Genomic DNA, 24,208 nt, shown 5'->3' with positions numbered 1-24,208 from the left:
AATTGCTATGAGAGAAGCTGTATCTAACTGCGTACCCCCATGTCTTCATCCCAAGAGGAGAGGGCTTGTTTTGTCATTTATATTAATGATAATCGGAAGCGTCTTTCCGAGTATTGCCACCTCTCAGGAAGATACCTATCCTGAGCTGACTACCGCCAATATTGGCGGAATCGGAAGCGGACCAATGCGGGCGTTTGTCGATGTAGTGAAAACCTCTAATCGCTGGGCACAGCCGAATGGAGACCCGCTCGATTGGGATACCATGCGCGACGAGCAAGGCTGGCCGACGGCCGATTTTAGAATGATCCTCTTCGATTGGCGATTGTGGGGCGGGTGGCTGAATCCGCCGTACGATGATCCGGAGCGTATGCAAATCGACGTGAGCGGTATCTATAAAGTATCGTTTAAGGGAGAGGCGACGGTGTCTTCGTGGGCGGGTGACTCCTATGTTGATTTCTCGAACCAGGAGTACGACGCGGCGAGCAATACAACGACCCTGGATATGTATGTATTGAACCAGGATGAAGTGCTGGCAATCGATTCGAATGACAATTCCGGTCTCGTGGCGATGCAGTTCACCAACACGGTGAACCCCGATAGCTCGACTGGCGCAGGCATTACCGACCTCAAGGTTATACGTCCAGGATACCATGATCGACCCGAGCAGACCTTCACTGATGAGTTTATCAATGCGCTTTCGCCGTTCGCAGCTTTGCGCTTCATGGACATCCAGCACACCAATAATTCAAATCCGTTCCAAGGCGATCCGTATCCTCGGAACGTAACCCTTTGGCAGGATCGAATCACGAAAGAAAGTCCTTCTCAAATACTTGAGAACCGTGGGCTGAAGCAACCAGTGGTGGCATGGGAATATGATATAGAAATTGCAAACGCTGCGGGAGCAGACCTGTGGCTGAATATCCCGGTACACGCGGAGCTCGATTATGTGAAGAAGTTGGCGATCCTTGTCGCTTACGGTGTGGATGTGGGAGATGCGGATGTCAGTGGACCGTTTGATGAGGCCATATTGGCTCAGGGCGTGCAGACGACCGATCCGCTTGACCCAAGTCTCAATGTTTACCTCGAGCATTCGAACGAGGTTTGGAATTTCGGCTTCAGCCAATATGTATACAATAAGCTCGCCGCGGTTGAAGCGGCCGACAATGGCTTTGATTGGGGGACGACCGACGAAGAACACATGGCCCGTCGTCGCCATATCAAGCGAGCCTACGAGTTCGGACAGATCTTCTCCGAAGTTATGTCCGAAAAGTATGGGACCGATGTTCTGTTGAGTAAAGTACGCCCGGTCCATGCGCACTGGGCAGCTGCTATTGGCTTTGACTTGCAAAACCAATGGCAATCAGCGGTCGACTGGATGGAAACGACTTACGGTCCCGTTAGCGACTACTTCTACGGCTTCGCGATCGCGCCTTACATGAACGACAATGCCGCGTCGGATACGGCGACGCCCGAGGAGCTGTTGGCTGCTTTGGTTGCCAGTAGCGACAGCCAAGCTGCAGGAGGTCGTTCTACCTTTATCGACAAGAGCGTCAACGATTGGGGCGTAGCTCCCATGGTCTACGAAGGCGGTCCAGATACGGGCGGAGGATCAACGACTAACGTGCAAAACCGCATTTTGATGAATCGCTTGCCGGGCATGAAGGACGCTGTGAAGCGCGACATGATCGACAACTGGTTCGAACTCGGCGGCAAGGAATTTGCCTATTTCGTAATAGCAGGTGGAGCTAGCCGTCACGGGTCTTGGGGCGCGACTGAAGACGTCGCGGATCTTACGGCTCCCAAGTATCAAGCGTTGCTTGAGATCGCGGGTGACGTGAGCGTGCAGCTTGTATCCGCGAGTGTTCCCGATGGGTCAGTAAATACTGAATACGCTACTCAGCTGCAAACGTTTGGAGGTGTACCTCCCATCGCTTGGACAATCGAAAGCGGTGGTCTTCCCGCCGGTCTTTCGCTCAACGCTACGACTGGGTTGTTGTCTGGTACTCCCGCTCCGGGATCGGAAGGCGTCTATTCACCGACGATCCGCGCGACGGACGACGGGGGAGAGTTTGACGAAGGGGAGTTCCCGTTTGAGATCATCGCCTACAGCGATTCTGCTCCCGTTTTTCAAACGTCTACCACGCTGCCTAATGGCGAAGAAGGAAGTCCTTACCAGGCTAATTTCATTGTGACGGGCGGTAACGGTCAGCTCAACTGGAGCGTTACCAATCCTGGTAATCTTCCTCCGGGGCTTAGCTTCAATAACGGACTCTTCTCCGGTACGCCGCAAGCGGCTGGCAGCTACAGCTTCGAAGTCGCGGTAACGGATTCCGACACGAATTTGGGAGCAGGGGACGAAGCCCGTGCAACCTTCTCCGTGGTCATCGACGAGAACCCAGACATTCCGGCGTCACCTTCTGACCTTGCAGTCAATGCCGTCTCAGCAACTGGGATCGACCTGACTTGGACGGATAATGCGGACAACGAGACAGGCTACGAAATCCAAGTCTCCGGCGATGGCGGGCAAAACTTTTTGCAAACCATCGAGGTCGGAGCGGACGTGACGAGCTACTCGCACACTGGACTGACACCGGAGACCATCTACTTTTATCGTGTCCGTGCGGTGAATGGTGGTTTTGTATCCGGATATTCAGGAGCCGCAGGCACGACTACACTTCCTCCTCTACCTGAGCTTGATGTGATCGCTGGTTTTGATTTTGCGACCTACGCAGGCACTGAAAATACAGCGACCGCGACCACGGTTGACAGCGGCGCCACCGTTACGGATCTGACACGCGGAGCGGGTGCAGCTGGGAGAACCAATTTCGGAAACGAACTGGGAGGATTTAATACTGCCGCTACGAGCTTCACACAGGCTACCTTGCAGGAAGCGATTTCTGCCGACAATTATTTCGAGTTCACAGTGTCTCCAATAGACGGATACACTATGGATATTGAAGAGTTTTTCTACTCGTCGTTTGCCCAAGCCAATGGTACGAACCCAGGCAATTTTTCGATTGAGGTTGAGTATAGCCTTGATGGGTTCGAAACGGCTGGCACTTCGTTAGGCGGTAATTCGGGTGTGGTCGCTCAGTCTATTGGAGGATTGCGCGGGAATCCATTTTTGCTGCAAACGGCAGGGGAATCTGCTCTGCAAGGCGTATCGTCTCCTGTAACGTTCCGAATCTATGGATACAAGGGCGCTAGCTACACGTCGAAAGGCATTGGCTTTGACGCTGGAGATGACTTGGCGATTCGCGGTAAAGTTACAGAGTTGAATCCTGCGGTGCCAGAGGTGATCGCTGGATTTGATTTCGCTTCCTATTCAGGAAATGAGGCCACAGCGAGCGCGTCAACGATTGCTGATAATTCCGGCGCGAGCGATTTGATTCGCGGTGCGGGAACGCAGGGCAGCGGAGCTACATACAATAGTGAGCAAGGTGGTTTTAATACTTCTGGCCAACGATTCACCGCAGCCGATATAGCCGGAGCGGTAGGCAACGACGACTATTTCGAATTCTCCGTAACTCCAGATGGTGGATATGCATTCGATATTGAGGAAGTTTTCTACTCGGCCTATGCCCAAGCCAATGGGACGAATCCGGGAGACTTTTCCATCGATGTGCAGTACAGCCTAGATGCTTTTGCGACCGCTGGTATTTCTTTGGGCGGCAACAGCGGAGTAACCGCACAGTCCTTGGGTGGAATGCTGGGGAACCCATTCACTCTCTCGACTGAGAGCGAAGCGGCCTTGCAAGGTGTATCCGGAACGGTAACCTTCCGTATCTACGGTTACAAGGGAGCCGGCTACACTTCTAAAGGTATTGGTTTCGACGCGGGTGAGGATCTGTTCGTATACGGAACAGTCCGCTCAGCTGGAGGCTCCGGTGGTGGAGGTTCGTCTGTGGCGGCTCCTAGCGACTTGAATGCTACCGCTCCTGCCTTTGATCGGATTTCCGCTACGTGGCTTGACAACTCCGATAGTGAGACGAGTTACGAATTTGAGATATCGACCGATGGCGGGGCAACCTATCCGCAAGTCGAGTCTCTAGCCGCGGATTCCACTGAGATTCTCGTTACAGGTCTTTTAGCTAGTACGGAATACACGGTACGGGTTCGTGCGGTATCGGGATCGGACGCCTCCGAGTTCGCGGGTCCGGTTTTGGTTGAAACTCCAGCGGAACCCGGTGATTCGGAACTTATCGCAGCGTTCGATTTTTCAACCTATCTTGGTGGAGAAGCAACGGCTACTGCCAATTCGGCAATCGCAAATGTAAGTGTCAGCGACCTCACTCGTGGCGCAGGAGCCAGCGGAAGCAATACGTACGGAGACGAGAGTGGTGGATTCAACACCGCGAGTACCCGTTTCGATGATGAAACTTTGGCTTCAGCTATCGCTAATGAGGAGTACTATGAGTTCACGGTGTCGCCAGAAGCAGGATACGCGTTGGAGATCGATCAGATCTTCTATTCGGCCTATGCTCAAGCGAATGGAACCGACCCTGAGAATTTCTCAATAGAGGTTCAGTACAGCCTTGATGGGTTCGCTACCGAGGGAATCTCTCTTGGTGGAAATTCAGGAGTTACACCTCGTACCCTCGGTGGTATGTTGGGGAATCCAGTGACGGTTGCTACGACTGCGGAGTCAGCATTGCAAGGAGCTGATGGTCCAATAACCTTCCGGCTCTATGGCTACAATGGGGTTGCCTACACCTCTAAGGGAATCGGTTTCGACGCGGGAGATGACCTAGTGGTCCGAGGCCGCGTGGTTGAGGCGAACTCCAATCAGGCGAAGGCTTATAATTACCTGCGTTTCTGGTTGGACGACTCTTCTGGCGACGACGGTGCCATGCACCTGAGTGAGCTGAAATGGTTGTCTGGTGACAGCGTGCTTCCAGCAAATGCGCTGACGAGTGCAACAGAGGATCCCAATGTCGAAATCATTTCGTCCACAGGCAACAACCCGAGCTTTTTGGTGAACGCCTTAGATGAGGATGGAAGCACGTCAACCTACCACCAGAAGGACCGCGACGTGACTCTACGCTTTAAGAATGGCCCTGTTTACCCGACCGGCATCCGCATCGGGTCACCGAGTTGGTCACGTGCGGCAGCCTTCCGTTGTGAAGGGTCTGTCGATGGCGAGACATGGACGCTGTTATATGAAACGAGTGGATTGACCGGAGACGATTTTCCAATCGCTGCTGACGGGATTAAATACGGTGAATTTGATTTTGGAGTAACCTTGCCAGACAATCTGGATACGCTCGCACCTAGTATTCCTGAAAACCTTTCGACGACGGATGTATCGGAGGACGAAGCAACGATCGTTTGGGATCCATCTACAGATGCAGGTTCAGGCGTTGCCCACTATCGCGTGTACCTCGACGGTGAGTACTTGGAAATGGTTAGCAGCCCAGAGGCGACGGTATCAGGACTGTCTCCAGAAACGGAATACTCGGTAACGGTTTCTGCGGTCGATGTGGAAGGTAACGAATCTGATGAGAGCTCGGCCCTCGTGTTCACGACGTCCGAAGCGACCGGTGAAATTGCCCAAAGCTATCGTTACCTTCGTTTTTGGATCGATGCGAGTAGCTCGGACCCCAATCCGATGCAGCTTCGCGAGCTACGTTGGTTGTTTGGAGACAAGGAAATGCCGTTTGCCTGGATCACAAGTTCCGTTGGCGACGAGTCTGTCGAAATCAGCACGAGCACGGCTAATGTCTACGCTTTTGATGGTCCGTGGAAGCTATTCGATGGTGATACGAATTCCCATTGGTACGTGACCTCTGGGAATGAAGTGACACTCGACTTCAAGGATACGGCTGTGATTCCTACGGGAGTGCGTGTCGCTTCACCGAGTTGGTCCCGTTTGACAGCGTTCCGTTGCGAAGCCTCCAACGACGGCGAAACGTGGACGGAGCTTTATGAAGCGAGCGATCTTACCGGTGATGATTATCCGAATACATGGGGAAGCCTGAAGTCCGGCGACTTCGACTTTGGCTTTACCATTCCGGATACGGTCGACCAATCGCCGCCGTCGATTCCCGATGGAATAGCTGCAGTAGAGGTGCAAGACATCGAAGCCAATCTCACCTGGGAGCCTTCCGTTGACGCTGGAGTAGGCGTGAGCAGCTACCGCGTGTTCGTTGAAGGTGAATTCTGGAAAGCGACGACTGAACCAGAACTGCACTTGCTTGGACTGTCTCCAAATTCCACCTACGATGTGACGATCTCAGCATTGGATGTGTATGGGAACGAGTCCGCACCAAGCGCTGCCTTTAGCGTAACGACCTCGGAACGTGCACAGGCCCTTGATCCCATGGTTTTGGGAATCGGACTAGGCAGTGACTTGAACGGGGTTTGGAAGTCAGGCGTTAATTTCGCCGACGAGTGGGCTAACTACGAAACGAGCAATCCGTTCAACCCCGTCTTCCTCGACGAGCTCGCTCACTATGAAGTGATTCGCTTCATGGACATGAATCCGACCAATAACAATTGGATCGAGAACTGGGAAGATCGCAGGCAGCCCGACGATTTGGACCAAGGTGTGAACCAAAACTATACAAAGGAAAATATCCGTGTGCTGCAAGGCGTAGCGTTCGAATGGATGATCAAACTCTGTAACTTGCTTGAGGCAGATCTCTGGATCAACGTGCCGCATGCTGCCAGCAACGACTACGTTGCCCAGTTGGCTAATCTTATCCGGGACAATCTCAATCCGAACCTCAGGGTAAGGGTCGAGTACTCGAACGAAGCCTGGGCGGGATTTGGCTCGGAAGACTACACGCGAGAGCAAGGCTTGGCGCTTGGTTTGGAGCAGGGAGATTTCCCGCGGTACGGATGGTTCGGAGATAATGAATATGCACGCTTTCGATTTTATGTCCTGCGCTCGCTCGAGTTGCATGAGATTTTCGATGCGAGCTTCGGCGAGGAAAGTCATCGCGTATACAAGGTGCTCTCCGGCTGGGCCGCTTTCCCTGACCTTTCGAGGGTGCACCGCGATGCCCTGAGCGATCCTTTGATCAATCCGAATGGTCGCGAGATTGATGCCTATGCCTTGGCTCCGTATTTTAACTTCACCTCGAGTGGTGACGACGAAGCGATGCTAGCGGAGGTCTACGAAAACCTGAAAGGCGTAGATGCACACTCTGCTCACTATGGAGTTTGGTCGGCTGAGGGTATTCCGTTGATCACTTACGAAGGCGGCCAGCACCTTACGACCGCAGGTGAAGCAGCGAGCCGCAATCCGCTCATGTACAATGCCTACATGGCGTATCTCGACGCGTTGGCTCCATTCTATCAAGAGTTCACTCATTTCGTCCATCACGGTGGCTACGGCCGCGGCATGGCGTGGGGCTCCAAGGAGTACGTTGGTCAGCCCGAGCTGCTTGCCTTCAAGTACCGTGCGATGAAGGACTGGTGGCTGTTGAACTCCGGTTTACCGGAGGCGGACTCGCCAATCATCGTCAAGCAGCCGCAGAGCGCGAGTGTTGGCGAAGGAGCTGGAGCGACCTTTAATGTAGTCGCTATCGGCGAGGCACCGTTCACCTACACCTGGTACCGAAATGGTGAGATTATCGACGGTGCGGAGGATTCGACCCTGCAGTTGCGCAACCTCTCGGTGGAGAACGATGGAGACGAGTACTATGTCGTCGTATCCAATTCCCTAGGACCGGTTATCAGCGATATAGCATCCCTCAGTGTGGCTGCTCTGCCGAATAAGGCGGAGATCAAATCCGCCTCGGGGAGCATCGTAGTCGACGGTCTGATGGACTCTGCTTGGTCGGATGCCAACGAGTATTCAATTTCTCGAGTCAATCGAGGGACTGTAGACGGCACCGCCGACTTGGATGGAAGCTATCGTGTTCTATGGGACTCTGCTGGTCTCTACTTCTATGTGGAAGCTCGAGACGACGTTCTAGTCTATCATACTGAAGGGACCACGAAGAGTGCTCACGACTTCGATTCAGTTGAGTTCTATCTCGATCCTGACAACGCGAAGACCTCCAGCTACCAGAACGACGGACAGTATGTATATAACATCGTGACCGGTTTGGGTGCGAGTGCGGGCAACCCTACGCTTGAAGGTGTATTGGCAGCAGGCGTGGAAGTAGACGGTGGATACGCCGTGGAGTTCTTCGTTCCTTGGAGTAACTATGGAGTCAACCCAAGTGAGGGTGACTACATCGGATTTGATCTGATGATTGCCGATAATGATATTCCGGATACGGAAGTCAGCGAAGGTAAGATAGCCTGGTGGACGGACGTTAACCATTCGTGGACGAATGCGTCCTACTTCGGAACGGGAATCCTGCTTGCTCCTGAAGTGGTCGTGGTTCCGGGCGATATGAACGGAGACGGCGTGATAACTAAGGATGATACGCTCATCGTGAGAAGAGCTTTAGGAGCCAAGGAAGGAAGCGATCGGTATATCGAAGAGCTAGACTACGATAACGACGGCAAGATTACGCGGTCAGACTACTTGGTTTGGTACGGTATCGTTCGGGGTAGCATGTAAGTATGCACTTCTGCGTTATAGTGAAACCGAATAAAAACAGATGAATATTAAGCGAATAATTCAAGGGGCCCCGCCTCTTTTAACGGGAGCTGCCGCCTTGGCTTGTGCGACAACGAGCCATGCGGTTTCCTATAACTACACGGTGTTGGATTCCAATATCGAAGTGGGCGAAAGTTTCGACGTAGCGTTTACCGCGACGTTCGACGACGAATGGGAAGTTGCGACCTTCGCCTTTAACGTGGACCCGCTCGCTGGTTTGACGGCAAATGGAATCATCGCGTTCAACGAGTGGAGCGTTCCTGATCCGCTTGAAGAATTTTCATTCGGTCCGCCAGAAGTGGGAGGACTGGGGGATCCCTTTGATCCGTTGTTTGGAGGAACGGACGTTCTACTAGCCACTCTCGGGTTCACGGCCTTATCGTCTGGTTCCGAGACTGTACTCGTTTCCGGACTGCAAAACGTTGGGCAAGGGCTGGCTCTTTACGATTACGATTCTGACTCGTCCGAACTCTTTGACATCGTGGGTAGCTTTGGAGTGGAAGTGAACGCGGTTCCAGATACGCGGTTTTGGGGGAACTTGCCTATGCTGTTGATTGGCATGGCCGCGATTCGTCGCAGGCTCAGCCCATAGTCGTGAGCACTTTGTTCTAGTAGGTAAGCGGGAAGGCCGATTCGTCTAAGGAGACGAATCGGCTTTTTTCGATACTTTAACTGACTGTTTGAGCGTGAATTCTTCTAAGCTACGGCATTCCGTTCAGGGGATGGATATCCCGCGACGCTCGAGGAAAATGCCCTCAGCTAGGTAAAGGTCAATTAGAGCGATACGATAGGAGATGAGCGTCTGCACTTCTTGAACGAATAGGATCTAGTCAGGAAATTTCAAAGCAAATGCTGGCACTAATTGCCCCGTTCTGAGTTATATGGCTCGTAAGTCGCGATTGCTTGGTGGGCTGCTTGGGAGAGGCTACCTAGTTTCTCTTTTTCTAGTCCAAGGTTGGTCGGCAGCTCGTCAGTTGGAATTGTTTCACCGAAAAAGAATTCATAATGCACGAGCCCGGCAAGAAACTTTCCGTAGTCACCGGCGTGCGTTGCATCTAAACGGAGCGATTCTTCTCCAGTCTCTTTATCCTCACGCCAGTACCAGCCCGCGTTTAAGCTGTTTGGCTGAGCGGGGATATTAGGAGGACTCGCATCGTTGTAGTCGAAATTTGGATCTGGGAAGTAGTAGGTCCACTCAGGCATTTTGCGTGCCTCATGGAAAGCAGTTCCGATGGGGATGATTCGCAGGTCGTAGCGTTTGGAGAGGACTAAATAGGCGTCCTGAAGCTTCTTGTACATCTCGTCTTGGGTAAGCTCCCCATTTACGAACCACTGATGATCTTCGCGGTATGCCCAAGTCATGTGGACTATGATTTCCGATTCTGGAGAGTGCTCTCGAATGTATGTGATGAGCTCGCTCGCGAACGGCTCATATGACTCTTCTTTAAAGCTAAGGGCGCTCAACTGTTGGATGGAAATGTAGTCCCAGTGGTGCTGCTGCAGAAGTTCCTTAAGGGAGTAGGCGGTCTCCTTACCGTCCGCGTCTTTCATCTTGTAGGGACGACCCTCTGGGTCGCTTGGATCCGATTCGTGGATACGCACACTTCGTAGGTGGCGCTCGAGGGAGGCTCCACCAATGCCAGCCACGAATAATTCGAAATCCTTGCCTTGGCTTTCCACTAGTTCGTCTAGGTATTCGGTCGAGTTCCAAGTGAAGCTATTTCCGATTCCAAGGTAACGAAGAGTGCTTTGAGAATCTGCTGCGTAAGTGAAGCTTGCGCTCGCTAATAGGAAACAGGTGATTTGTATCAGATACTGCATTACTGTGTAAAATTATTTGGTGCGCTTAGGCCGTCTCTGACCCAAAACAGTAATATTGTTGGGTTTTATTACTATCTCCAGCAATTTATCAGGTTTTTCCAAATTTGATATTAACAGTGTGAACTGTCACAAATGAGTGAGAAGGGAGGACTTGTTAAATATTCGATTTCAGGTCTGGGGAGTGAGTTTTAATTCAACGTGCTCGAAGACTTCTCCCGTCTACGGGAGGAAGCGAATGCCATGCCTGTATTTTTGGGATATTTGGTAGACCGAAGATTAACGGGTAAAGTGAGGGCCTTCTTGTCAACTTATGCCATGGCTTCATGCCTTCACGGGTTCCGGCCGATTGTCATTGGCTGGTTCTTTTGTTTGCGACCTATAGCCGCCGGAATGTGTAAATAGTTGATAGCGAAGATGCTGTTCGATATGGAATATTTATGGGAGATTAGAGATTTCGTTTCTCTGCTTTTTCGGAGGTGAGGGATCAGTAGTCACGAATATATCCATTTGGTAGGAATGCAGTTTTGTTGAACGAGTTTTAGGCTTAGTTATGGGATCCATATATATCACTCTCTCCCTTTATTTTTCGGTTTTGATCTTACTCGGGATCGTTTTTTCGCGTCGGAATAAAAATCTTAGCGACTACGTTCGGGGAGGGGCTCAAGGAACTTGGTGGATGGTGGGGTCCAGTATGTTCATGGCTGGCATCAGTGCATTCACATTCACCGGAAACGCTTCCGCGGCCTTTGATGCCGGGCCGTCGATGCTTATCATCTATGTTGCAAATTGCGTTGGCTTCTTAGTCGCTTGGAAGTTTCTAGCTGCTTTGTTCCGGCGCACGAGAGCCTTCACCATGGCTGATATCGTGAGAGACCGTTATGGGGTGGGGATCGAGCAGGTTGTCGCCTATGCAGGATTGATGGTGGGACCCTTGCACGCGGCTGTGCAACTGTGGGCCTTGGCCATGTTCACCAGTAGCATATTTTCGATCCCCCTCCTTCCTTGTATCGTAGTGATTGGCTGCGTGGTGGTCTTTTACTCGTTAACAGGTGGCAAGTGGGCGGTCATGGCGACTGACTTTGTGCAGAGCTTGATTATGATTCCGGTGACGATTTTGGTGGCGGGGCTGTCGCTTTGGCACATGGGCGGATGGGATGCATTTGTCACCTCATTCTCAGACCCTCGTTTCGCGTCGGATTTTAGTTTCGTGAAGGACTCGGATCAGTTCCCAGATGCCAAGTTTTCTTGGTCATGGATATGGGCGATCTTTTTCATGCAGATCCTGTCGCAGGTTGGCTTGGGATCGGCGAGTCGCTATTTTTCTGCCAAAGACGAAAGAGAGGCGAGTAGAGGCGCGTTACTGGCATTTTTCCTTATGTTCGTGGGGGCAGCGTTATGGTTTTTGCCTCCCATGGTGGCTCGGTTTCTTTATGAGGAGGAGGTGTTGGCAATGGATGTTTCAGACCCCGCTGCTGCTTCCTATGCCTTCATGGCGTTAAAGGTTTTGCCGCCCTCGATGGTCGGTATCATGGTCGCGGCGATGTTTTCTGCCACCATGAGCAGTATGGATTCCGGGTTGAACGAGCAGACTGGTATCATTGTACGTAACCTACTGCCGCGAGTTAGGGCTCGCTTAGGAATGGGGAATATGGGGGATCGAGCTAACCTGTTAGCCTGCAAGCTAGTGACTGCGCTTTTAGGTGTATTGGTTGTTGGATACGCAGGAGCTTTATCACAACAAACTGAAATTCGTCTCTTTGACATATTTTTCTTCTTGGCTCCGTTGATTAGCATGCCGATGGCCTTACCCTTGCTCGCAGCACTCTTTATCAAGCGAATTCCGTATTGGTCCTATTTTGTGATATTCGCTTTTTGTGCAGCTCCTTCATTGTGGTCCCTTGTTGACGCAGAGTTAGGCGGTGAGGCGTGGTCGGTGCAGGAGCGCACGCTTGGCGTCTTCGTAGGGTTCGGGCTTTCTCTAGTGATCTGCCGTCTCGGCTACCGGGGTGACAAGGTGACAAACTACTCGAAGCGTTCCGACGCTTTTTTCGATAAGCTATCGAAACCTGTGGATTTTAAGGATGAAATCGGGGCATCGAAGGATAAGGATCAGCTAACTTTGATGGGACGGGTTTGCTTGTTAGCAGCTGGACTTTTGTGTTTGTTATTCTTTGGAGCGGGAGAATGGGCCGATGTTTTTTCAGTCACGTTTTTGGTCGCTTCTGTTGCTGCGGTGGGTGGCCTCCTACTGCTGGCAGCGGGGCGGGAGCCATCGAGTGAATGAGGTGCATGGCCCCACTCAAAGGTGACTTTTTTAGCTGGGCCTTTATTGGATTCGACGCCATTCCAAATGGCTTGGATCTATCCGGTGAGTCCAAGTCCATCTGGCTCAGAAGGATCAAGCTCTATTTGGGGAGCACCTTCGGTATCGATTTATAAGGTTTGATCTCAATTCCCTCTGACTAAGACATCCTCTATCGCTGAGTTCCCATCGATCGATGGTAGATGGAATCAATGTATGTCGTATTTTTTATCGAGCGTTTCGGCGGTCCAGAATCCTGCCTTTCCTTGGCTGCTAGCTCGTACTTTGGCGACCTGCTCTGGAGTGACAACGGAGGCCTGGTTTCCGAAGGCGTTGCGAACATAGGTAAGCACTGCCGCTATTTCTTGGTCGTCAAGTAAGCCGTTGAATTGGGTCATTGGAACATGGCCAGCGTAATTTGTCCCCTTCACTTCAATGGGTCCCATCAAGCCGTGGAGGGTGAGATCGATGAGACGCTCAGGATGTCCGTTGGTCCACTCTGTGCCGGCGATCGGGGGGAAGGAAGCGGCGGGCAGACCTCCGCCATCCTCTTGATGGCAGGTAATGCAATGTCCCTCTCGGCGGTAGATTTCGTACCCGATTTCCCAACGTTGTTGCTCGGTATTAGTAAGATGTGCGGGTGCTGTTACTTCTTTGTTCTCAATTTTGACCTCTGGAGTCCCTCCTAGATTGACCAAGGCTTGGCTGTAGGCTTGTCGTGTCCATTTGTCGAGCGGTTGTGAACCGGCCAATTCGACGATGCTTTTTGATTCGGGAATATCGAGACGTGAGGCGGCTATCAGCGCTTCAAGTCGAACGCGCGGATGCGTGTCTGAGGCGGCGCGCGCTAGCAAGTCGGCATGATCTTCGAGCATATGGCTGTTGTAGCGCAGAACTCGAACGGTTGCAGAACGGATATGGTGGGAGTCTGAATTGAGAAGCTCTCGGAGGAGGTCGGTGTTTGTTTGATTGAGTCCCCAGCTGGTCCAGAGGGCTTCGAGTTTGTGATGTCCTTCACGCGGGTCGTTTGTATCCAAATTTACAATCCAGTCGATCAAGACAGGCAGGACCTGCTCGGGCGGCCTGCCTCTGAGCTCTCTCCTGATTCTATAGCGGGTGCGTAGTTCCGGGAGAGAGAGGCTTTCAACGAGTTGGGTAACGCTGGCTTCGGTTAGATTGAAATTAGGAACGAGGGGGCGATTTTTGTGGGTGATGCGATAGATACGTCCATGGGCGTGGTCGCGCAGGGGATCGCGAGCGTTATGCTGCATGTGCCCTATGAGTTGATTGTGCCAGTCAACGACGTAAAGTGATCCGTCGGGAGCAAATTCGAGATCGACGGGACGAAAATTAGGATCGGTCGATTGGAAGAGGTCCTGCCGGAAATCGCTTATGTAGCCGGCCCCCGAGTCGGAGATGCTATGTTGCTTGGCGCCGAGGAAGCCAATGCAATTGTTGAGTAGGTAGTCGCCTTGTACCTGCTCTGGAAAGTGTCGACTGGATACAAACTCGAGTCCGGAAGTGGGACGAACCCGGTGGGTGTCTGGAACGATACTCTCGGTGCCGACGATGAGTTGGCCGTAGCTGGGTTTAACTTGAACGGGCAGCATCCAGTACATATCTGGTTCCGAGGTGCTAAGGAAGAATTCTTGGCCCCACTGGTCATGGGCGATGCCCCATGGATTTGAGGTATGGGTTTGGACTATTCTTTCCAACTTTTGCCGTTGGGGACTGAATCGGTAAAATCCGCCGTTGACGGAACGGATGGGGCCATAAGCGGTTTCGACATTGCTGTGGAGGAAGACGCCTTCACCCATATAAATGGCTCCGGAAGGATCAGCAGTGAAGGCTGAGATAGCGTGGTGGGTGTCGTGCGTATCAAATCCGGACAGGAGTATTTCTCGATGGTCGGCATGGTCGTCGCCGTCGCGGTCTAGCAGCCGCACGAGGTTCGGAGCTTGCGAAAGGTAGACTCCCTCTGGTCCCAACTCGAATCCGATGGGAAGATGTAAGTTTTCTGCGAATACGGTTTCCTTGTCAGCTTTTCCGTCGCCATCGGTATCTTCGTAAATGAGGAGCTTGTCGTTGGGCTGTGGGTCACCGGGGCGAAAGTGCGGGTAGCTCGGTAAAACTGAGACCCATAGCCGACCTTGGTTGTCGAAAGAGAGTTGGGCTGGGTTTGCGAGGTTGGGGAATTCTTTCTCGGAGGCGAAGAGTTCTATCTGGTAGCCGTCGGCGAGTGTGAAGGAATCGAGGGCATCCTGACCGTAGCGATAGGAGTTATTGGCACGTTCGGGCGCGTTTGATTTTATTTCGCTGAGAGTGCGAGTAGAGCGATCGGCTGAGGCGAGGTCGAATGTTTGACCTTGAAGCAAGGCGTGGATGGCGAGGTCGCGGTTTGCGGTCAGCTGACGGACCTTCTCAACCTCTTCCGGGTAATTCTCTACTCCGAAAGGTTCGAAGCGACGTCCGTAGGCGTGAATGCCATTTGGCATTTTGTAGTCGTGGAACCAATACCAATCTTTTTCGAGGACCAACGCTGTTAGATCGTCGGCGCGGTTCGCCAGCTTTGGGGACCTCTTCGATTCCGGAAAGAGTAGGGATGCCAGCAGCGGCGCGAGCTGTCGGTAGCCGGAATCGTTGAGGTGCGCTCCGTTTACGGTTAAAGGCTCCGAAGTCGAGTCGAAGAGCTCCTTTGTAGGCGTGAAAAGGTCGATGAAGACGATTCCCCTTTCGTCCGCAACTTCTTTGATAGCTTGGGTGTAGATCGCCAAGTTTGCGTTCTCTTTTTTACCGTTGGGCAGGTCGTGAGTATCGCTTAGATTCTGGAAGGCGATTGGCGAGGCAAGTGCAAGTTGCGGTGGCGCGCTGGCGTTGTAGCTTGTGTTCAGGCTGTGATCGACGAAAGCAGAGAGTTCCCGTCGAAATGATTCCAGTCCCTCGGGCCCGTTGAAGGATTCGTTGTACCCGTAGCAAGCTAGGATGATATCAGGCTCTAGCCCGGCGAGCCACTCGTCTTCGGTAGGGTAATGGCCTTCTCCGCTGTGATGCTGAAGGTTTGGGTGGAATTCCGCCGCTCCAGGAAAGGCCCATTGGGAGTTTCGCGAGGGGTGGGGACGGAATCCTGGGGTGGATCCTGAGCGAGAGAGGTTGCGGACTGTTAATCCGCTATTTGGGAAACGGAGGTGTAGTTCTGTCTCGAAATGGCCGTGGTGAAGCATTCGCTCGCTTAGGCCGTTTCCCAAAACGACTAGTCTAGCGTTTTTTTTTACGTCGATGGAAGATGTCGGGTTTGGCGTCTGCTTCTCGAGCGTATCCAGTTCTTCGGGACTCAAAATAGAGCGCGCGGAATGTCCGATACGGTAGTCCGAGACTAGAAGCTTACGTTTTTGAAAATAGCCTTTATCTTGGAATCCGTAAAAGGATGGGTCGAAAGGGTCTATGTAGTCGACGTTCGCTTCTGCGGGTACCGGAAGATCGAGCAGGTCGTAGGCGGCGTTGACGAAGAGGCGTCGGAGGTCCACGTCTTGCAGGTCGTATGCAGCTCCAGCGGTCGTGGCGAAGCAAAGGCCTTTATCATCGCCACTCGGAGTGGGGTAGGACTTCAGCCACGCTAGGGGCATCATGGGATCATTTTTCGGCCCATTGAGGATCTTAGAATCAGGTTCGAGGGTTTCGGTGACGGCTCCACGCAACAGCACGGTCGCAGCTTTTTGGTCGAGGTGGGCAATGCCGTAGATGTCAGACCAAGTGAAGATGTCGCCGACCGAGTTAAGAATCGGGTGTTTGGCATTTTCTGCTTCGACCATGGCGCGGCCGCCTTCGACTTTATGTTTCCCGTGGTGGTTGAGCCAATTCTCGCCTACCACATTTTTGCCGAAATTTTGCCAGTCATACCCTCCGTATTTGTTTTCGTTGTTGAAGGCGTGAGTTGCGGTGCGGAAAGCGATGATTGGTTTGGCTGAATTAAGGAAGTCGAGTATGGGCTGGAGTTGTTCGCCAGGAAGGCGGCGCCAGCGGGTGCCGAGTATCATCAGGTCAGCATCATACAGCGCCTCCAGTCCGGGGATATTCTGAGTGTGGTTGGGATCGATGTATCCATTTGCTGGATCGATTGCGAAAAGAACAGTGCAGTGAAAACCATGACGTTGGCTTAGTATTTTTGCCAGCATGGGACATGACTCTTCCGATCGATATTCTTCGTCGCCGGAAACGAGAACGATGCGTTTACCATTGTCTAACGAAGCGGGCGGCTCGAACACGAGTCGGTCGATGCCATTGGCCAGGCTGAATGTAGCTAAGGAGAGGGCGAAGGCTAAGAGTGAAGTGGCGAGTATTCGGGGCATATTGGGAGCGATTATTGCAATAGCCTCTCAGAATTAGAGCGTTTTGCAAACGAGTTGTTTCTCGTCCTATCGAATGATGCCCGCCTAGAGTCGCCGCTCCCCGGCGTATTTACTGTCTTATTCAGGTCTTCCCCAGCCATACCTTGCCGTCTTCAAACATTAGATACAGGCAGGGGACGAGGATCAGGATGATCGATGTAGCGAAGACGATTCCGAAACCGAGCGAGATGGCCATTGGGATGAGGTATTGGGCCTGCATGGACGTCTCGGTGATGATAGGTATCAAGCCGCAAGCGGTCGTCATGGTGGTTAAGGCGATGGGGCGAAAGCGCCGTAAGCCAGCTCGGTGGATGGCTTCGAAGGGGCTGACGTTTTTCCGCTGCCGGTTGGCGTAGTCTATCATGATGAGCGAATCGTTCACTACGACTCCGGAAAGGGCGATCATCCCCATGAGGCTGATGAGCGAGAGGTCGTAGCCGAGGATGATGTGGCCGATAGCGGCCCCGATCGCTCCGAAGGGAATAGCCACCAAAACGATGAGTGGCTGCACGTAGCTTCCAAACGCGACGGCAAGCAAGGCGTATATGACGAACAAGGCTAATCCGAGACCTCCGTACAGCGCCCCTGTCGACTCTCTCATTTCCGCCTGGCTGCCTTCGAAGGTCCAAGTGAGCCCGGGGAATTCTGACCTGATTTCTGGTAGTACTTCGTTTTCAAAGGCGTTTATCACTTGTCCGAGAGTACGCTTGGGCTCCACGTCCATGGAGACGGTTACGACCCGACGGCCGTCTCTTCGATTGATGGATGAAAAGGCTTCACTGTAGCTTACGTCCGCTACGTCGAGGAGGGGGACCTCAGTTCCGTCCGGGGTTTGGATGACGAGGTCTTCGAGGTTGTGGATATTCTTGCGCTCTGGAAGGGGCAACTTGACGCGGACTTCGAATTCGTTTGTTCCGCGGAGTTGTCGGGTTGCCAGGGCGCCGTAGAACGAGGCACGAATCTGTTCTCCGAGATCGTCTTGCGTGAGGCCGAGGGCCCGACCTTCAGTTCGAAGCGTAAAGTCGATTTGCCGTTTCCCTTTGTTGTAGTTGTCGCTGGCGTCCCTCGTGTTATCGAAACTCTCGGCTCGTTCCACGAATGCCGCGGTTGCCTGTTCGAGCGCAGCGATATCGTTGTGGCTGAGGTCGACGCTGATGTCTTGTCGATAGCCACCGGGACCGCTCTCCGCTTCGAAAGTAACTTGGTCTACGCCCGGGATGTCCCCAATTTCCTGTCTCCAAAGATCAATGACTTCTCGAGCGGTACGGTCGTGTTCGTCGGGAGGGCGCATTACGATTTCGACGTCGACGAAGCTACCTCCGCGAATGTTAGTTTTCACACCTTCGGCCACTTCGTGGAGGTTGTGCTCGTCGAACATACGGAGCGTAGAAGCGGTGACGTCTTGGGCGACTTGCCACGCTTGGTCCGGTGTCACTCCCACAGGGAGGCGGATGCCAGCTTCAATCTCGTCCGCCGAAACTTCTGGCATGTTGATCATGCCCATGTGGGAGCTGGTTGCGTAGCTGCCGACGATAATGAAGAGGCCGACGGCGGCGATAATGGTAATGTATCGAGCTTTCAAGCACAGCTCCAGAAAACGACGGTAATAATTGTTGACGAATCCGTCGAACTTGCGGGCGAATCTTTGCTGCAGGTTGTGGAGTTTGGAGCCGATCTTGGTTCTGGAGCCTTCTTTCGCGTGGGCGAGGTGGGCGGGTAAGATATAGAGTGCCTCAAATAAGGAAACGGCTAGGACGATGATCACGACGGCAGGGAGCGGCCACCAAAAGAGCCCGGTTTCGCCAGGTATGAAAAGCAGAGGCACGAATGCTACGATATTTGTCAGGATACTGAAAATGACGGGGCCAGATATGTCTTTTGCCCCATGAATCGCTGCATCCAAGAAGTTCATACCTTGCTGCCGTTGTTCGTGGATGTTTTCTCCCACCACGATGGCGTCGTCGACAACGATTCCCAGCACGACAAGGAACGCGAACATGGAAACCATGTTGATACTTACGTCTACTAAGGGCAGGAACAGAATACCGCCGATGAAGGAAATTGCCATGCCGGCCATCACCCAGATCGCGAGTCGGAACTCTAGGAAGAGGGAGAGAATGGCGAGCACTATGAAGATGGCAATCGCTCCGTTTTTGATAAGAAGGGAGAGGCGTTGGCGATAGTCGTCGGCTGCGTTGCTGTCGATACGCCAGTTTACGCCGGGAGGCAGCGTAGACTCGAAGTTCGCCATGATCTCGTTGACCGCTTCTGAAATTTCCAAAGGAGATTGGTCGCCTATCCGGTAGATTTCTACTTGAGTGGAAGGCGTTTGGTTAAACTGCGAAGGAAAGCTGCCTTCCTCGAATCCGTCTGTTACGGTGGCGAGGTCCGAGAGCTTAACACTGGTTCCGGATTCAGAACGTAGAATCTCGATCTCGCCGAACTCTTCAGCCCATTGTTTCCGGCCCGAGAGGCGTAGGAGGATTTCACCGGTTTCAGTTTCGACGGTACCAGCGGCTACGTCTTCGCTCGATTGCGAAATGACATCGGCAACCTCTTGTAGTGTGATTCGGTAGGCGCGTAGCGTGGCTCGCGGGATTTCGACGTGGGTGACGTAGTCGTTTGAGTTCTGCAGTTCAATTTGCGTGATACGCGGGTCGCTCAGCATGCGGTCGCGCAGCTGCTCAGCGAGTTTACGGAGACTCCACTGGTCGGTGTTGCCATAGAGGACGATGTCGAGCACGCCTCGTAGGTTGGACTGTAAACTGACCCGTGGTTGGTCGATATCGTTTGGAAAGGTGCGAATGCGATTGATGGCCTGATCAATGTCCTGGAAGGCTTGCATCCGATTCGTTCCCTGTACCAGCTCTATGGATACGGAACCGGAACCTTCGCGAGCTTGGGAGGTGAACTCTTTTATGCCGTCAACGCTACGGATGGTCTCTTCAATCGGTAGGATTATGCCTTGCTCTACTTCGGTTGGCGCTGCGCCGGGATAGCCGACTTGCACCTGCACGATGTCGAGTTGGAAGTTTGGGTTAACCTCCTTCTGGATGTTGAAAGCAGTGAACACGCCTCCGGCGATGAGGATGACCATCAACAGATTCGCGGCGACCGGGTTGCGGGCCATCCATGCGATGGCTCCGCTGTTCAAATCTCTCTCGCTTTGCTCTTCGCTACTCATTCCGAATCGGAGGGAAGGGGTTCATCTTTGGTGCGCAAAGCCGCGCCTTCGACGACAGAGCTGAGCCCGGTCGTGACGATATCGGCATCTTGCATGAGCCCTTCGGAGATGTAGACGTGGCTGGCATCTTGAAAAACGACCGTAACCTCCGTTATGCGGAGTTCTCCGTCTTCTTTGAGCCAGACTGTTGCGTCCTGGCGAAGGTAGCTCCTGTCCATGCGGAAGACGTTCTCGATGGGCTTTCCTTCGATGATGACCTCTAGCAGGGAGTCCAGAATCAGAGGAGGCAGGTCGCTACCGCTCTCCATTGCTAGTGGATCGGCCACCTCGATATTGACGCGGGCTAAACGCGTGGTCGAGTCCAAGGCTCCAATGTATTGATCCACAATTCCACTACGTTTGGTATCGCTAGGCCAGGCGATACGGTTGCGGAGAGTGGCTGCGGACCCGCTTGGTTTATCACTGTCGGAGAATTTGATGTAGTTCAGCTTGTCGAGCGGGACGGTGGCAGTGACCCAGTAGGCATCGGCTCCGACGAGACGAGCGATCGTGGAGCTGCTGCTTATCTGGGATCCGACCGCGACCTCCCGAGATAGAACCTGGGCGTTGAAGGGAGCGCGGATTGTGGTCCTCTCCAAATCGAGGAGTGCCTGATCGACGGCCGCTTGAGCCGCTTCGACTTCAGCCCTGGCAGCCTTTAGTTGCGGTTCCCTAAGCGCTAGGGAGTTGTCCGAATTCGAGACGTTGCTTCCCAGCAACTCGTAGTCTTGTTGGGCGACCTTTTGGTAGCCCGACTCCATGGCGAGGTTCGCCTCCGCTTGGTGTAAGGCACTGCGGCGCTGAGCTACAAGATTTTGATAGTCGATGGGATCGATCTTGAGGAGGATGTCTCCTTTTTGAACGAATCTTCCCGCTTCGAATCTGGGGGCGATCTCTACAATTTCGCCGCTGACGCGGGGGCTAAGGAGTACGTCGTTTTTTGCCCGTACTGTTCCCATTACTACAATTTTGGGACTGAACGTACCGTAATCTGGAGAAACAGTTTCCACCAGCATGGGAGTACGTTTGCTAGCGGTAGTTCGCTGGGCAATGGGCTCAGTGCTAAGGATGAGCCAGCGGATAGCGAATGCGAGCAAGACGATGGACAAGCACACGATAGCGGTTAGCTTCCAGTTCACGGACTTGGAACGAGTGCTCTGTTTTTCTTTCGGACCTGGCATGGCGGATTTTGGCTTAGCGGGCGGATTCTAGGCTATTGACAAGATCGGTAGAGACGGGGCCGGCGAGGGCTCGGTAGAGCGCTATTCTGTATTCGATCTTGATGCGTTGCGCTTCGACGAGGTCGCGTTGCAGGGACTGAAGGTCGATCAAAGCAGTAACGAGATTTAGATAGTCAGAAACACCGTTGGTGTATTCGCTTTGAAGTTGCTGGTAGGCGTTTTGGGCGAGTTCGACTTGTCGACTTTTGCTCGTAATTCTTTTCGATTGCGCGGTTTCGAGAACGAGGGCGTCTTCGACTTCTTGCAAGGCGACGAGAACGCGTTGTTCGTATTCAGCGAGAAGACGCCGGACAGTGGCTTCGCTCTGCTTCACGATGGCACGGCGATTGCCTCCATCGAACAAAGGAGCGAGGACCTCTGCTGCGAGTTCGCGTATCCACGTTTCGAATATATCGCTCCAGTTCGTTGTCACCGAGGAAATTGAAGCACCAATGCTGAGGGTGGGAAACCGGTCCGCGATGGCGCTTGCGAGCTCGCTGTTCGCTGCAGCGACGACCTGAAATACGGCGCGAACATCCGGTCGCTTAGTCACCAGCTCGGAGGGAACACCGGTCGCGGGCAAATCGGGTACGGCCGGGAGGTGAGCTGAGGAATTGCGATCAGTATTGGAGGATTGCTGGGGAGTCTCGCCCAGCAAGATCGACATCGCGTGTTCGTAGACAGCAATTTGAGCCTCGATGACGATGGCTTGCTCAAGGGAGTTTTCCACCAGTTGCTCCTGTCGCAAAATGTCGGAACTGCGAATGAGCCCGCTGTTGAAGCGGTTCCTAAGGGATTCGAGGACTTTTCGGTTTGCCTCGACTTGGCTGGCTATTAGATCGCCTTGGAGATGTTGTTCGACGAGCTGGAAGTGTAGGGTCGCGACCTCGGCGGCGAGGCTCAACGCGGCGCTTTGGTAGTCATAGTAGCTGGCTGTTAGACGTGCCTGCTCTGCCCTCGCGGAAGACCGGACGCGACCCCAGATATCGACTTCGTAAGCAGCCTCGAGAGTCGCTTGGTATGACTCGCGGGCCGGACCGTCTTCCGGTTTAACTTCGGTTGCCGAGACGCTGGCATCGAGGTTAGGGTAGAGATTGGCTCGCGAGCGAGTGACGATCGCTCGGGCTTCTTCGACACTTTGCCAGGTGGCCTCCAAGCTTCGGTTCGCAGCTAACGCCTTTTCCACACGCTTGTTGAGAACCGGATCCGCGAAAGCTGTCCACCAATCCGAGCCCTGAATTTGAGAGCCGTTATGGCTGAAGGACCCGGGTAACGCGAGGTCGCTTTCGAACTCAGACCTAGTGGACGAGCAAGCGCTGGCTAATGCGATGACCAGTAGCATTGATACCGCTTTGAGAAATCCTCTGTGTCTCAGATGTTGCATTCCGCTTGGTTGGATCGGTTCGTCACTATTGGGCAGGTAGATCTCTGCTACCAGTTGTACGCAATGGTCCCCCTGTCGCCTATTCTTAGAAACGGTTGCGAGGTTCGTCTTACGGGATGGTGTTGGGTTCCTGCTAAGCTGACGAAGGAACCGTTCCCCTGATTTTCAGGACCGCCAGATTTGTCCGTATCAGGCTGATTTAGCGACTGAGTAATGAGATGGCCTCACCATTATTTAGGTATCTTCCATGGGGCTAGAAGGAGCGAGGCAGATTCTTCATTCGATGTGTCAAACCGCAATGTGTCCCTACAAAGAGGCATACATTGCTTTGCGAAACGATAGGAAATTCGTGGCGGCGACTGTAAACTCGCAGATCGAGCTATTTTTGAGTGATGTTTGAGTATTGATATTTTCGATACTCACGAGGCGTGCATCCGCAGTTGCGCCGAAAGGCTTCTTTGAAGCGTGACAAAGTGTTGAAGCCGGAGGCCATCGCTACGTCTAGGATTTTGCGATCAGTTGTGACCAACAGGCGCTGAGCATGGGAAACGCGATGATGGGTGATGTAGTCAACCAAGGTGGTGCCAAAGGCTTTTTTGAAAAGGTTCATCGCGTAGTTGGGATGTAAATCAACGGACTTACCAATTGATTCAGCCGACAAAGGTTCGAGGTACCGCTGTGCGACAACTCTGGCAATTCGTTCAACCTTCTGATGTTGAGATTCGATTAAATGGGACTTCGCTGTCTTTGATCTGCTGGGTTTTGAATAGGCCGATCTGAGCGCTTTAGCACTCCTAGCCATGCGGGCGAGCTTAGCCTCCATCTCGAGCAAAACGATGTTTTGGAGCGTAGGTTCTTCGTCGTTAAGATCATCTTTCCATTGCAGGAACGATTTCTCTTCGTGGGTCGATTTTCCCTTCATGCTCTGCTGCACAACTTTCCCGTGAAGGATGGACTGAACGAATTCTTCGGGGAGTCTAAATTGAAGAAACCAAGTGAGTGGAATCGTAACCACGAGATAGTCGCAGTCTTCGCTGAAGCTGAGGACTTGGTGTGGAATGGAAGCCCAGAAGGCGAATAATTGCTCGGATTGAAAACGGATCCTTCTACCTCCGTGCATGTATTCGACCCAACCATTCAAGATTAGGTTTAGCTCTATTTCGTTGTGGGTATCTGGACGCGGCATGCGCTCTGGTTTCCAGCTAACGCAGGTCAGGCCGTAGGGTTCGAAGTGAGAGCGTCTGGGGTCGGAGTGATCCAAGGTCGGTAAAACAGAAATCTTAGGATAGAGTCGGGAAATGTATAGAAACGGAAAG

The 24,208-nt window shown here is 52.9% G+C and carries 10 protein-coding genes; 4 read left to right on the top strand and 6 right to left on the bottom strand.

Annotation, left to right across the window (positions count from 1 at the left end; genetic code table 11):
• Positions 1-85: 85 nt before the first annotated feature.
• Positions 86-8,518 (top strand): fibronectin type III domain-containing protein, encoded by an 8,433-nt coding sequence (locus QEH53_RS03625; RefSeq protein ID WP_309021765.1) that lies wholly within the window; start codon positions 86-88, stop codon positions 8,516-8,518.
• A 40-nt stretch (positions 8,519-8,558) separates the two neighbouring features.
• On the top strand, positions 8,559-9,149 hold the full coding sequence (locus tag QEH53_RS03620) for a hypothetical protein (protein ID WP_309021764.1): 591 nt from the start codon (positions 8,559-8,561) through the stop codon (positions 9,147-9,149).
• Positions 9,150-9,415: 266 nt separating this feature from the next.
• On the opposite strand, the gene QEH53_RS03615 is transcribed toward QEH53_RS03620, so the two are convergent.
• On the bottom strand, positions 9,416-10,378 hold the full coding sequence (locus QEH53_RS03615; RefSeq protein WP_309021763.1) for a DUF4886 domain-containing protein: 963 nt from the start codon (positions 10,376-10,378) through the stop codon (positions 9,416-9,418).
• A 550-nt stretch (positions 10,379-10,928) separates the two neighbouring features.
• Between QEH53_RS03615 and QEH53_RS03610 the strand changes: the two genes are divergently transcribed.
• The gene (locus QEH53_RS03610; RefSeq protein ID WP_309021762.1) at positions 10,929-12,662 is read left to right on the top strand and encodes a hypothetical protein; all 1,734 of its coding nucleotides are present in this window, start codon (positions 10,929-10,931) and stop codon (positions 12,660-12,662) included.
• 5 nt (positions 12,663-12,667) lie between these two features.
• Complete coding sequence (locus tag QEH53_RS03605) at positions 12,668-12,817, top strand: hypothetical protein (protein WP_309021761.1); 150 nt, start codon at positions 12,668-12,670, stop codon at positions 12,815-12,817.
• A gap of 72 nt (positions 12,818-12,889) precedes the next feature.
• Here QEH53_RS03605 and QEH53_RS03600 read toward each other — a convergent pair whose 3' ends face one another.
• The 5 genes from QEH53_RS03600 to QEH53_RS03580 all read right to left on the bottom strand — a co-directional run bounded on the left by QEH53_RS03600 (position 12,890) and on the right by QEH53_RS03580 (position 24,153).
• Positions 12,890-17,026: a PVC-type heme-binding CxxCH protein gene (locus tag QEH53_RS03600; RefSeq protein WP_309021760.1), complete on the bottom strand. Its 4,137-nt coding sequence runs from the start codon at positions 17,024-17,026 to the stop codon at positions 12,890-12,892.
• A 121-nt stretch (positions 17,027-17,147) separates the two neighbouring features.
• Positions 17,148-20,249, bottom strand: a complete 3,102-nt coding sequence (locus tag QEH53_RS03595; RefSeq protein WP_309021759.1) for an efflux RND transporter permease subunit — start codon at positions 20,247-20,249, stop codon at positions 17,148-17,150.
• A complete protein-coding gene (locus QEH53_RS03590; RefSeq protein ID WP_309021758.1) occupies positions 20,246-21,469 on the bottom strand; it encodes an efflux RND transporter periplasmic adaptor subunit in 1,224 nt (407 codons plus the stop codon). The genes QEH53_RS03595 and QEH53_RS03590 overlap by 4 nt, the downstream gene beginning before the upstream one ends.
• A 13-nt stretch (positions 21,470-21,482) precedes the next feature.
• A complete protein-coding gene (locus QEH53_RS03585; RefSeq protein ID WP_309021757.1) occupies positions 21,483-22,850 on the bottom strand; it encodes an efflux transporter outer membrane subunit in 1,368 nt (455 codons plus the stop codon).
• A gap of 421 nt (positions 22,851-23,271) precedes the next feature.
• A complete protein-coding gene (locus QEH53_RS03580) occupies positions 23,272-24,153 on the bottom strand; it encodes a helix-turn-helix domain-containing protein (RefSeq protein WP_309021756.1) in 882 nt (293 codons plus the stop codon).
• Positions 24,154-24,208 lie beyond the last annotated feature (55 nt).

It is taken from the genome of Pelagicoccus sp. SDUM812002 (assembly GCF_031127835.1).
Classification (GTDB): Bacteria; Verrucomicrobiota; Verrucomicrobiia; order Opitutales; family Opitutaceae; genus Pelagicoccus.
The sequence above is the reverse complement of the archived record's forward strand: the minus strand, read 5'-3'. Positions and strand labels throughout refer to the sequence as shown.

Excerpts from the sequence above, each read along its gene's own strand:
- QEH53_RS03605 (WP_309021761.1), top strand. The coding sequence starts at position 12,668 with ATGGCCCCACTCAAAGGTGACTTTTTTAGCTGGGCCTTTATTGGATTC.
- QEH53_RS03585 (WP_309021757.1), bottom strand. The coding sequence starts at position 22,850 with ATGCTACTGGTCATCGCATTAGCCAGCGCTTGCTCGTCCACTAGGTCT.
- QEH53_RS03615 (WP_309021763.1), bottom strand. The coding sequence starts at position 10,378 with ATGCAGTATCTGATACAAATCACCTGTTTCCTATTAGCGAGCGCAAGC.
- QEH53_RS03590 (WP_309021758.1), bottom strand. The coding sequence starts at position 21,469 with ATGCCAGGTCCGAAAGAAAAACAGAGCACTCGTTCCAAGTCCGTGAAC.
- QEH53_RS03620 (WP_309021764.1), top strand. The coding sequence starts at position 8,559 with ATGAATATTAAGCGAATAATTCAAGGGGCCCCGCCTCTTTTAACGGGA.
- QEH53_RS03595 (WP_309021759.1), bottom strand. The coding sequence starts at position 20,249 with ATGAGTAGCGAAGAGCAAAGCGAGAGAGATTTGAACAGCGGAGCCATC.
- QEH53_RS03600 (WP_309021760.1), bottom strand. The coding sequence starts at position 17,026 with ATGCCCCGAATACTCGCCACTTCACTCTTAGCCTTCGCCCTCTCCTTA.
- QEH53_RS03610 (WP_309021762.1), top strand. The coding sequence starts at position 10,929 with ATGGGATCCATATATATCACTCTCTCCCTTTATTTTTCGGTTTTGATC.
- QEH53_RS03625 (WP_309021765.1), top strand. The coding sequence starts at position 86 with ATGATAATCGGAAGCGTCTTTCCGAGTATTGCCACCTCTCAGGAAGAT.